The 11,001-nt window shown below is 45.3% G+C and carries 10 protein-coding genes and 15 tRNA genes; 1 reads left to right on the forward strand and 24 read right to left on the reverse strand.

Annotated features, from left to right (window positions below):
- Positions 1-36: 36 nt before the first annotated feature.
- The 8 genes from PAHA3_RS28740 to PAHA3_RS28775 all read right to left on the reverse strand — a co-directional run bounded on the left by PAHA3_RS28740 (position 37) and on the right by PAHA3_RS28775 (position 5,079).
- Positions 37-705, reverse strand: a complete 669-nt coding sequence (locus PAHA3_RS28740) for a response regulator transcription factor (RefSeq protein ID WP_091020933.1) — start codon at positions 703-705, stop codon at positions 37-39.
- A complete protein-coding gene (locus tag PAHA3_RS28745; protein ID WP_062838032.1) occupies positions 647-1,762 on the reverse strand; it encodes a sensor histidine kinase in 1,116 nt (371 codons plus the stop codon). The genes PAHA3_RS28740 and PAHA3_RS28745 overlap by 59 nt, the downstream gene beginning before the upstream one ends.
- 31 nt (positions 1,763-1,793) lie before the next feature.
- Positions 1,794-2,441 (reverse strand): cell wall-active antibiotics response protein LiaF, encoded by a 648-nt coding sequence (gene liaF, locus PAHA3_RS28750; protein WP_062838033.1) that lies wholly within the window; start codon positions 2,439-2,441, stop codon positions 1,794-1,796.
- 151 nt (positions 2,442-2,592) lie between these two features.
- On the reverse strand, positions 2,593-3,300 hold the full coding sequence (locus tag PAHA3_RS28755) for a PspA/IM30 family protein (RefSeq protein ID WP_062838034.1): 708 nt from the start codon (positions 3,298-3,300) through the stop codon (positions 2,593-2,595).
- A gap of 1 nt (position 3,301) precedes the next feature.
- Positions 3,302-3,805, reverse strand: coding sequence for a PspC domain-containing protein (locus PAHA3_RS28760; RefSeq protein WP_062838035.1), 504 nt, complete (start codon positions 3,803-3,805; stop codon positions 3,302-3,304).
- Positions 3,806-3,822: 17 nt separating this feature from the next.
- Entirely contained in the window at positions 3,823-4,059 is a 237-nt protein-coding gene (locus tag PAHA3_RS28765) for a PspC domain-containing protein (RefSeq protein ID WP_235599592.1), read from the reverse strand.
- A gap of 4 nt (positions 4,060-4,063) precedes the next feature.
- Positions 4,064-4,735 (reverse strand): PspA/IM30 family protein, encoded by a 672-nt coding sequence (locus tag PAHA3_RS28770; RefSeq protein ID WP_062838036.1) that lies wholly within the window; start codon positions 4,733-4,735, stop codon positions 4,064-4,066.
- 35 nt (positions 4,736-4,770) lie between these two features.
- Positions 4,771-5,079, reverse strand: coding sequence for a LiaF transmembrane domain-containing protein (locus PAHA3_RS28775; RefSeq protein ID WP_062838037.1), 309 nt, complete (start codon positions 5,077-5,079; stop codon positions 4,771-4,773).
- Between the two features lie 524 nt (positions 5,080-5,603).
- Here PAHA3_RS28775 and PAHA3_RS28780 point away from each other — a divergent pair.
- Positions 5,604-7,967, forward strand: a complete 2,364-nt coding sequence (locus PAHA3_RS28780; RefSeq protein WP_153028331.1) for a helix-turn-helix domain-containing protein — start codon at positions 5,604-5,606, stop codon at positions 7,965-7,967.
- A 338-nt stretch (positions 7,968-8,305) separates the two neighbouring features.
- Here PAHA3_RS28780 and PAHA3_RS28785 read toward each other — a convergent pair whose 3' ends face one another.
- The 16 genes from PAHA3_RS28785 to PAHA3_RS28860 all read right to left on the reverse strand — a co-directional run bounded on the left by PAHA3_RS28785 (position 8,306) and on the right by PAHA3_RS28860 (position 10,881).
- A complete protein-coding gene (locus PAHA3_RS28785; protein ID WP_062838039.1) occupies positions 8,306-9,232 on the reverse strand; it encodes a class I SAM-dependent methyltransferase in 927 nt (308 codons plus the stop codon).
- Between the two features lie 169 nt (positions 9,233-9,401).
- A tRNA-Leu gene (locus PAHA3_RS28790) sits at positions 9,402-9,480 on the reverse strand.
- Between the two features lie 6 nt (positions 9,481-9,486).
- Positions 9,487-9,560 (reverse strand) — tRNA-Cys (locus tag PAHA3_RS28795).
- 6 nt (positions 9,561-9,566) lie between these two features.
- A tRNA-Gly gene (locus tag PAHA3_RS28800) sits at positions 9,567-9,641 on the reverse strand.
- A 4-nt stretch (positions 9,642-9,645) separates the two neighbouring features.
- A tRNA-Gln gene (locus tag PAHA3_RS28805) sits at positions 9,646-9,720 on the reverse strand.
- Between the two features lie 22 nt (positions 9,721-9,742).
- A tRNA-His gene (locus PAHA3_RS28810) sits at positions 9,743-9,815 on the reverse strand.
- A 30-nt stretch (positions 9,816-9,845) separates the two neighbouring features.
- Positions 9,846-9,919: transfer RNA gene (locus tag PAHA3_RS28815), tRNA-Trp, on the reverse strand.
- A 6-nt stretch (positions 9,920-9,925) separates the two neighbouring features.
- Positions 9,926-10,011 (reverse strand) — tRNA-Tyr (locus tag PAHA3_RS28820).
- Between the two features lie 9 nt (positions 10,012-10,020).
- A tRNA-Thr gene (locus PAHA3_RS28825) sits at positions 10,021-10,096 on the reverse strand.
- A gap of 23 nt (positions 10,097-10,119) precedes the next feature.
- A tRNA-Phe gene (locus tag PAHA3_RS28830) sits at positions 10,120-10,195 on the reverse strand.
- A 95-nt stretch (positions 10,196-10,290) separates the two neighbouring features.
- Positions 10,291-10,368: transfer RNA gene (locus PAHA3_RS28835), tRNA-Asp, on the reverse strand.
- Between the two features lie 27 nt (positions 10,369-10,395).
- Positions 10,396-10,469 (reverse strand) — tRNA-Met (locus PAHA3_RS28840).
- 17 nt (positions 10,470-10,486) lie between these two features.
- Positions 10,487-10,562 (reverse strand) — tRNA-Val (locus tag PAHA3_RS28845).
- A 67-nt stretch (positions 10,563-10,629) separates the two neighbouring features.
- A tRNA-Glu gene (locus PAHA3_RS28850) sits at positions 10,630-10,701 on the reverse strand.
- A 9-nt stretch (positions 10,702-10,710) separates the two neighbouring features.
- A tRNA-Ser gene (locus PAHA3_RS28855) sits at positions 10,711-10,802 on the reverse strand.
- A 3-nt stretch (positions 10,803-10,805) separates the two neighbouring features.
- A tRNA-Asn gene (locus PAHA3_RS28860) sits at positions 10,806-10,881 on the reverse strand.
- Between the last annotated feature and the right edge of the window lie 120 nt (positions 10,882-11,001).

Genomic DNA, 11,001 nt, shown 5'->3' on the forward strand with positions numbered 1-11,001 from the left:
TCTTTGGCTTGATTATGATAGTGCATATGATTCTTCTTACTCTGCGAGTCCGTTTTTGTAGGCATAGATCGCGGCCTGTGTACGGTCGTCTACACCCAATTTTGCGAGTAAGTTTGTAACATGAAACTTGACTGTCTTGATACCGATGATCAGATCATCAGCGATGTCCTGATTCGATTTGCCTTTAGCCAGCAACCGGAGTACATCCATTTCCCGGTCCGTCAATTCATCATGCAAAGGAGCTGCTGCCTGTGGCTGCCGGAATCGATTCATCATTTTCGAAGCGACCTGTGACTCCAGAACGGATTGTCCGCGAGCTGCTGCGCGAATCGCATCTGCCACTTCATTGGCTCTTGATGTTTTTAACAGATAACTGAATGCGCCTGCTTCAATGACAGGGTACATTTTTTCATCATCCAGATAACTGGTCAATACGATGACTTTGCACTCTGGATACATTTTAAGTACCTGGCGGGTAGCTTCAATGCCGTCCATGCCTTCCATAACCAGGTCCATCAGAACCACATCAGGCTTATATTCCTGCGCAAGCCGAATGCCTTCCTCTCCACTACCTGCTTCACCAACAACTTCAATTCCATCTTCGGTATCCAGTACCGCAGCTAGACCAATACGTACCATCTCATGATCATCCACGAGCAATACTTTGATCGACGTTTCCGTCTCCGTTTCGACTTCCGGTTCCATTGACATGTTCTTCCTCGCTTTCATCGCTCATCAAAGGTATCGTAATCTCAATCCGCGTTCCCTTACCTGGCGCTGTTACAAATTGTATGGCCCCGCCAATCTCCGTAACACGTTCACGCATGTTAGCCAGACCGTAGGAAGCCTGTTTATTCTCATCCAGATCAAAGCCTTGCCCATCATCACGAATCAGTACCCGAATCGCATCTGTGCGGCGCTGGAGCCGTATCTCCATTTTCTCAGCTTTCGCATGCCGTAACGTATTAGACATAGCCTCCTGAACGATCCGGAACAGATGATTCTCGATGCCTTTGATCAGATCAATGTCTTCGTCTATTTCGAGTACAATGTCCATGGGTACTTTCGTTTTCAGTTCCATCACCAGATCACGCAGACCTTGTTCGAGATGTTTACCCTCCAGATAAACTGGTCGCAGATGTAACAGTAACGCACGCATCTCGGACTGTGCTACAGAGGCCATTTCCTCAATTAGAGCCACCTGCCGCTGGGCACGTTCAAAATCCTTCTCCATCTTCCGTCCAACGGCCGTTGCTGTCATCGATATCGCGAACAATTGCTGCGATACCGCATCATGCAGTTCTCGTGCCAGCCGCTGCCGCTCTTCCACAATAGCCGTAATTCTGGCTTGTTCGGCAAGCTGTGCATTATGGGTAGACAATCGCTGAAGCGAGGATACCTGATCTTCCCACTTTTTGCCGATTCGTCCGAGTTGCTCACTCAAGCGCCCCACATCATCTACACCCAGATCAGGTACAGTACGTGACAGGGAACCCTTCTCCCACTGTAGGAGCGTTTCCCGAAGTAGTTCAAGCCTGCGTTTGACCCGGTAACTCTGATAGAACCCAAAGACCGCGCCAATCCCAATCAAAAGCAGCAATAGAGCCAGACCTGATTGAATCAGATGCCGCCAGCCTGCAAACGGAGCAAGATAACCATATGTATACAATACATACAAAATAACAGCGAGCACAATGAAAACCAGGAGGATCCCTTCACCCATACTTCGGGTTACCATATCGGTATGTCGTTTTGTCTTCATCGGGGTCTCCTCCTTCTCTTCATCTATTTTACTACGGATTACTGATGCTTAGGTCGCCAACAATATAAGAAATGACAAATTTTGCTTTATGTTCACTGGACTCATATCCAGGAGTTCTCCATACTAATTTGTTCATCATGCCGCTATCTTGTTCTCCAAGAAGATTAATCCGGCCGAAAAGAACCGATGCTTCAATCTCCACACCATAATCCTCCGGTAGTGTCAGGCGAACATTCCCCATAACCCCTTGCAGCAGCACAATCGTTTGTTTCTCCTCCGGAATTGAAAGAGACAGGTCTGCGTTAACCTCACCCATGGCATGCCACAGGCTCATACTGCGTAACGTCCAGGATGATTGATCCCAGTAGTACCGAGCCATAAAATTCTGCTTCTTCATAACACCTTCGTCCAGATGAACCTTTTTGTTTTTTGAATAAAAATAAGCTAAAGAAGCCAGTACAATCAGGAATACAATCATTAAATTATCCAGCAATAACAGTGCCGCACCAATACCGAGATATCGGTAACCTTTACGGGTATCCCCTTTGCGGACTTGAAGCATACCAACCGTTAACAGAATCAGTGCGGCAGCGGTCAGCAAGTTAATATTCTGATTCAATAACATCATTGCCCCAATAATAATAATGACAACTGCAAGCCATTTACTCTTTTTATTCATCCCCGCCGCACCTCCTCTGTAAGTTAATCTTTTCTTTATTCAACGGAAAAGCCATACCAGGCAATAAAGTCCTGTATGGCTTAACTTTTGTTCTACCAACCGTTCGTTATACACGATTTATAGAATATCATATTGTCCACCGAGCGAACAGTTATTCTTTTGAAGTTCCGTTCGCTTCATTCTTGGAACCACTGCCCATTTTGTTTTTGAGGGCTTGCAACTGCTGGTCTACTTTGAATTGCTTTTCCACATCTACAGGATTCGTGTACGTGGAAGATGTGTTGCGATAAGGTGCACGAGCTACGTCAGCTTCAGCTTCCAGTTGCATGATTTTCTCTTCCATGCGGTGGAATCCTAGTGATGCGCCGCCACTTTCGATCGAGTGCAAGCTGTTGATGGAAGACATTTGTTTTTTGGCTTTTGCCATTTGTGCACGGGATACGAGTTCATTACGTTTGTTACGCATTTTGTAGAACTCATCTTTCATGTCATGCAACTGTTGCAACAGATCTTTCGCTTGTGCTTCAGACTGTGCATGCAGTTCGCTGTATTCCGTAATTTTTTGATCAAAGTAGATTTTCTCTTCCAGCAATTTGCGTGCTACTTCTTCCTGACCGTTGGCCAGAGCAGCTTCTGCTTGGGATTCACGTTGTACCGAAGTACGCTCCGCTTCATCCAGACGTTGTTTCATGCGGCGCTCATTCGCCATTTGTTTGGCAACAGTTACCTCTGCCTCATGAATCTCAGCCTCCATATCACGCAAGTACTGGTTCAACATTACAATCGGGTCCTCTACTTTATCCAACATATCATTTACCGATGCTTTCGTCATATCCTTAATCCGTTTAAATACTCCCATTTTACTTTTCTCCCTTCTCGTAACGAGATAATTTTTGGCGAAGCTCTTCAACTTCTTTTTTCAATGCTTTTTTCTCGATATCTTTCATCATGGAATCAAGTTCACTTTCTTGCGGTGCACCTGCTCCGTAGGCGTTGTTGTCATAAGAACGGGGACCAGATTGAGGTCTGCCGTTGAATCCAGGGCCGGGACCGAAGTTACCAGGACCTTGTTGGTTGTGATTATTTTGAAAAGGACCTCTTGGCGGCTGATGATCATAGTTGTTATATCCTCTGCCAGGACCAGGGCCTGGGCCGTAGCCATAAGGATCATAAGGCGGATACGGTTCTTTTGGTACCACCAGTGCTGCAATGAAGTATATTAACAACGACGTGCCGCCAGTTACGAAGATACTGATGACGAAGATGATACGCAGCAGGGTGGAATCCATCCCGATCGTTTCGGAAATTCCGCCGCACAAGCCGGTTAACATCCGGTCACGCGTTGAGCGGTATAATTTGCTCATGTGCTTTCTCCTTTCGTTTACTTATATCCTCTTACGTTGGAATCATAAGCATATGGATCAACGTGATTGGATTCCTTTGGTACCACCAACGCAGCGATGAAGTAGATCAACAATGATGTACCTCCCGTAGCGAAAATACTGATGAAGAAGATGATACGTAGTAGCGTGGTACTCAATCCGAGATTCTCAGAAATGCCGCCGATCAAACCTGTTAGCCTTCGATTACGCGCCGAGCGGTATAATTTATTCATCATGTGACTACTCCTTTCTGTCATTGTTTAATTTCTGTCTTAAGCGCTCCAGTTCCTTATCCAGCGTGGAGGATGACATGCTGCCAGTCACTCCTGAACCATCTTGGCCCATCCGCCGGATATCCCGGAGACTTTGTGCTTCATATTCGAGATCAGAGACTTGGTCATCCAGTCGGTTAAACATACGCGGTACATTCTGACCGTTGTGATTGCCTCTCTGGTTCATACGTTGTTGTAACTGAATCGTCTGCATACGAGCGTAGTAATATTGGCGTTTGCTGTATACATTCTGATATTCAACCTTGAGCTGGTCGATCTGTTCATCCAGCTCCTGTAATGCCGCATAACTTTGTGCATACAATTCATTGTACTGTTCCATTTTTTCCTCGTGGAGGATTTTCTCCTGCAAGGCCAGCTTAGCGAGATGCTCTTCCCCTGCTTTCAAAGCCATGGAAGCCTGTTCTTCCCGTTTGTTCACCATACCTGCTGCCTGATCGGCTTGTTGTTTCATTTGTCTGGTATGGCTTGCATATTGATGACGAAGCTTCTCGGCTTCACCGATGTCTTGGCGGGTCGAGACCAGGAACTGATCAATCAGTTTAACTGGATCCTGACTTTGCTCCAAATGTTCGTTCAGATTGGCTACGGTAATATCCCGCATTCGACGAAATACACTCATTATGTTCTGTCCCTCCTTTTCATAATCGTGAAAGCTTAGTAACGACCACGACGACTGCGGTTATTGTTTAGCATTGAGATACCAAAGATGATTAACCCGATCGCGATGATCGGTCCGATCAACCATGCCAGCTTACCCATCAATGAGATGATACCGATGATAAGAACAATCCAGCCAAGCATCACATTCCCTCGTTTGACTCCGTAGTATCCCAGTGCAATCATCAGGACCGGAATCAGATAACCCATTAAGTGTCCAAGAAGAGGAGTTAACTTTCCGAAGAGGAGTAGTGCACCCAGCGCAATCAATACAATCGCCCAGCCATTTCCCTTATTCAATCTCATAATTGTTGTTCACCGCCCTTTCCATTCGTTCATTTTAATGTGTTGAGTCATTTGTTCGTTTGTTTCGTGTTTTTTTGTTTCCGTGTTTCTTGTTTAACCTTATGTCCTTATTCTAGGGGATTCCGCGACTTTTCAAAACAGACCGTGGACGGTTTTTCATCCTAGACTCAGGTCGGGGATCTAGTTGGACCTTTGACTGTCCCTGTATAAGACCAACGTTCCTTCTAAGCTGAATAGTACTCCGGATACCTTCTATTACCCGTATTCAAGCTCCGCTTCACCGGATATGGCACGTGAAAGAGAATGCGGTCCATGTCTCTATTTAGGTTCACTCTTCACTTTCGTTTTCCCTCATTCCCTCCAGTTCCAACTTCCTTTACCTCAAAAATAAAATTACTTTTTTATCCAAATAAACAAAATTTAGATTGTTCTATATGTAAGCGTTTACTAAAATAGAAAGTGTTACTATTTCTAATGTCAGGAGTGGAACTGAAACTGTGCGACCCATCAGCTATCTCCATAAAATGATCATCTTCGGAATCCTGTTAAGCACCCTGCCCATTTTGTTAACGGGAATTGCCGCATTTATCTATTCATCGAACCAAACTGAATTGCATCGTACACAAGCCAACAGGCAGTTGCTGGAACAAATGCAATCCAACGTAGAGCACAAACTCGCTACAGTCAGTTATATGCTTGATCAGGCTCTTCGATCCCCAGTAACCCTCCGCTCCCTGTCTGCTTCATCCTCAAGTCAAGGGAACGGCCCGTTACTTGCCGACAAGCTGCAGAGCGAGTTTCAACATATGAGGTCGTGGGAACCTTTGCTGGATATTACCTTGGTGAATCAATCTCAGAATTGGCTTATTGACCATGCCGGATTATATCGTAATACCGATTTTCCATTGGCACTTCCCATGAAGGATTTGATATCGGATACGCTAACTTCCGGATGGCAGCTCTCCCCTTCATCAGTGTTTAGTAATGATGAGCGTACGCCCGGAACAGGCTGTATTTATCATATTGCCCTTGCGAGGTCTATTCCGAATCTGAATACGTCTTCTGATGCTGCCTTGATTGCCGGAATTCCTGCATGCTCTTTGCAAAATACGTTAGGAGAAGCCTCCATAGGCAACACTGCCTCAGGACTGATCATTTTAAATCGGGAACAACGTATCTTGGTGCATCCCGATCCTGTATACATTGGACAACCGTTGTCTGCAGTTGGATTAGCGGATCGGGATACGGGGGACAACATAAGCAAACTATCATCCATCCCATTTTCAACGGGCTTTGAAGAACGGGAAGTCAAGATCGCGGGTACGCATTATTCCCTGACCTATAGCCCTTCTACCTTAAAAGGATGGACTTATGTTCTAATCTCACCTACCAACATTCTGACACAAGAATATATCGATATCGGATTACACACCTTGTATATCAGTATCTTCTTGCTTTTACTTTCATTACTGCTCGCATGGCTCGGCTCCAAACGAATGCATATTCCAATCCGTAAACTTTTAACCCAACTTGGTGACAACCGCCTGTCCAAAGAGGGCAACACTTTCGCTCAGCAATCACCACAGCTGCATGATGAATTCGAACAGATCAGAGCAGGTGTCTCACAATTATCTGCCTCTCGCTCCCAACTGGAGAACACGCTAAATATGCATCTGTTACAGATTCGCACTCATTTTATGATAAATCTATTCCAGGGAAAGAACCCTATTCATACTCTTCCTGATACTCTGAATGAATATGGCTATACGCGTCAGGTTCGTGAATGGCAACAAATTGCTGTTATTACACTTCAGGCCGATCTCGTTAATCATACAAAGTATTCAGCTAATGATCGTGACCTCTTATTATTCGCTATTCAAAATATATTGGAGGAAACGGTTGTGCATAACCAACAACTGCTTCCTATTGTACTGGAACATACGGTAGTCACGGTGATTGGGACTGTTGAACAGGATCACTCTGTTTTTTCACAGCACCTATATGTATTAACAGAACAGTTACAACAGCAGATTGATGAGATTCTAGCTCTTCAGGTCAGTATAGGCTTCAGCCAACCGCACAGCTCCCTATATCACATCCCTCAGGCTTACACAGAAGCCATGGAAGCATTAAAGCATCGGATGAAGTTGGGGACAGGTATTATCTTTCAATATGAGAACATCGATCATTACGCTCCCACTTGGTCTATGACCTACCCGGAATCTTTGGAATATACGTTGATCCAAGCGATTCAAAGTGCGGACGAAGTCCAGGCTTCTGCTCTTCTGCATCAGGCCCTGGAAGTGATCTTTGGTATGGAGTGTACACCAGAGGAATATCAGGTAGCCCTTACGAGGCTGCTGACGCAAATTTTGCAAATGACTCAGGAATCTGGTATACGACTCGGGCAGATCTCCCAAGGCCATGGATCGATGTTTCATGAACTTCATGGTTTGCAGTACGCGGCTGAAGTAGAGGATTGGTTTAATCATCAAGTCATCTTGCCTATCATTCAGATCTTTAAGGGGAGACAGTATGCCCAGTACCAACATATATCCGAGAAGATGATTGCCATGATTCATCAAGATTATGATAAGGATCTGACGCTCGAGGAATGTGCCATGAAGCTTCACTACAATGCCAACTACTTAAGTAGTGTTTTTCGCAAAGAGACAGGCTGTGCATTTAGTGAATATCTAACCAAGTACCGATTTAACATCGCTAAAAAATGGCTAGACGAAAGTGATTTAACGGTAAAAGATATCGCAGCCCGACTTCGGTACAACAATCCGCAAAATTTCATCCGATCATTTCGTAAATGGGAAGGAATCACCCCCGGCCAGTACCGGGAACGTAAGCAGAAAGCAGAAGTGTCGAACAGAAAGTAGACTGTGTATTTCGTGGTTTCATATTTCGGTTTTCTGTTGTCTCGAATTTGAGTCTAGCTTTGGTTTTATCTCATGGGCAGTTCCTTGATCCAGCTCTTCAGCTCCAAGTAGTCGACTGTTTTGTTCAATGCGCTCGAAGCCTTATTGGATTTATAAAAAAGAAGGAGCAATTATCCTGCTCCCTCTTTTTTTATAAATTTAACTTTAACTACATATACTTCACACGTGGATTTCTTGTATGACAGACAGTGTGATGCTTCCTAGCGCCATTTTAGATGTTAAACAACCTTGTCCGTCTCGATTCCTGAGCCCTAGAGCACGTAATAAGCTTATACAATTTATCGCTTATCCTTAGTACTGACTGTTTTCATATTTGGCTGTTCCAGTTGAATCAAAATTTTACCGAACCTTGCTCCCCGCGAGAAAGTCACCGTACTCCCCTTGTATGTATCCCGGATGTACTTCTCAGCCAGTCTGAGGGAATCCTCATCTGTTGGTAACTCATACGTATTAAGCCATTCTGGCAGCTTCTCAATAACCTCTTCCACCGGTACTTCAAATGAGTTAACTTCTCTCGTAATGATCATGGTGTATGAATAACCCTTCAAATACAGCAACTGTTGAATATATCCCATATCACCTGCCTTATATGAAGAAGTTACACCCAGTACATCCTTAAGTTCATCCATTAGTGTGTGTTCCCTCTGTCCCGCCATAGTGCTAATATACACATACTTCCGGGCACAGTTAATCGCCATCTCAATCGTTTCCCAATCCGACATCGCCGGGCACATGGATGCAAATGCAAAGTCATATTTCTTCTCCCAGCCTTTATCCTGAATGGAAATTTCCTCATATCGTTCTTTTACGATATCGATTTTGGAATCCAGAGCTGAAGGTATTGTTTCTTTCATAAGGGAGACAAGTAACTCAGAAGGCTCAACTGCGGTCACACTTGCTCCTTTTTCTGCAAAAGGAATGGTGAATATGCCTGAAGCGGCTCCAATGTCCAAAATGGATAACCCTGCGAACTCCACCCCCTGGTTCTCAATCCAGCCCATAATACGCTCAGACCGCTGTTTTCCTTCTTCAGTAAACGACTGTGCGTGATAGTCTCTGGCCCACCGCTCAAAAGCTTCTTCTGTATTAAATGGTGCGCTTTTCTTCTTATATTTTGAACTTCTCGGACGATTCTTCCAAGCCTCTTCCCACACAGAAAGGTTAAATAACAGATCGGTATCCGATAGATTTTTTCCATTAGTCACTCTGCTTCACTCCTTTATATTAAAGACTTCACTTATCTACAATATACTGAATAAAATCATACGTCAATCTTTATTAAGTCCAACTTTCCTTACCTATGCAAAAATCATTTCTTAATAAAATAAAAATAGCCCCACAAATTGCTTACGCAATCTGTAGGACTATTCAATATACCGGCGAGAGGACTCGAACCTCCACGGTTTCCCACTCGATTTTGAGTCGAGCGCGTCTGCCATTCCGCCACGCCGGCATATACTGGAGGCGCCACCCAGATTCGAACTGGGGATAAAGCTTTTGCAGAGCTGTGCCTTACCACTTGGCTATGGCGCCATATTTTGGAGCGGAAGACGGGAATCGAACCCGCGACCCTCGCCTTGGCAAGGCGATGCTCTACCGCTGAGCCACTTCCGCATAATGGCTGGGGATATAGGATTTGAACCTATGCATGACGGAGTCAAAGTCCGTTGCCTTACCGCTTGGCTAATCCCCATTAAAAATTGAAAAAACAAAGGGGCGATCGAGGGGAATTGAACCCCCGAATGCCGGATCCACAAACCGGTGCGTTAACCACTTCGCCACGATCGCCACAAAAAGTTAATTTTCTAAAAAGTTAATTGGCAGGGGCAGCAGGAATTGAACCCACACCAACGGTTTTGGAGACCGTTGTTCTACCTTTAAACTATGCCCCTAAAAACTGGTGGAGGATGATGGATTCGAACCACCGAACCCGTACGGGAGCAGATTTACAGTCTGATGCGTTTGGCCACTTCGCTAATCCTCCAGGATTACATGGTGCCGGCGAGAGGACTTGAACCCCCAACCTACTGATTACAAGTCAGTTGCTCTACCAGTTGAGCTACACCGGCATATTATTTTTTTTTTTTAGAAATGGTGGCTCGGGACGGAATCGAACCGCCGACACGAGGATTTTCAGTCCTCTGCTCTACCGACTGAGCTACCGAGCCATAATAAAGTCTAATCTCATTTCCTTACACTTTATATAGGGCATCAGTGCCATACAGCAGATGTAGTGAACAGTTTGCCTCATGTAAAGATTAAATGGCGGAACCGACGGGATTCGAACCCGCGATCTCCTGCGTGACAGGCAGGCATGTTAGGCCAACTACACCACGGTTCCATATCACTTTCTCAAAGGAAAGTACAATTGCGGGGGCAGGATTTGAACCTGCGGCCTTCGGGTTATGAGCCCGACGAGCTACCGGGCTGCTCCACCCCGCGTCGTTATAAAGGTTATATGGTGGAGGCTGAGGGGATCGAACCCCCGACCCTCTGCTTGTAAGGCAGATGCTCTCCCAGCTGAGCTAAGCCTCCGAACAACACATTTATGATCATACCATAATCTTGTTGTAAAAATCAACTTCTTTTTTTGAAGTTATTATGACCCGTAGGGGATTCGAACCCCTGTTACCTCCGTGAAAGGGAGGTGTCTTAACCCCTTGACCAACGGGCCTTAATATTATGGCGGAGAGAGAGGGATTCGAACCCTCGAGACGCTTGTGACGCCTACACGATTTCCAATCGTGCTCCTTCGGCCAGCTCGGACACCTCTCCATATGGCTCCCCGAACAGGGCTCGAACCTGTGACAACTCGATTAACAGTCGAGTGCTCTACCAACTGAGCTATCAGGGAATATGCTTCAGAGATCGTTCTCTGAAAACTAGATTCGAAACGAAACACGCGATTTACAACTTGCATATTGGATAAGCCCTCGACCGATTAGTACTGGTCAGCTCCATGCATTGCTGCACT

This window comes from Paenibacillus amylolyticus (assembly GCF_001570725.1).
Taxonomy (GTDB): Bacteria; Bacillota; Bacilli; order Paenibacillales; family Paenibacillaceae; genus Paenibacillus; species Paenibacillus amylolyticus_A.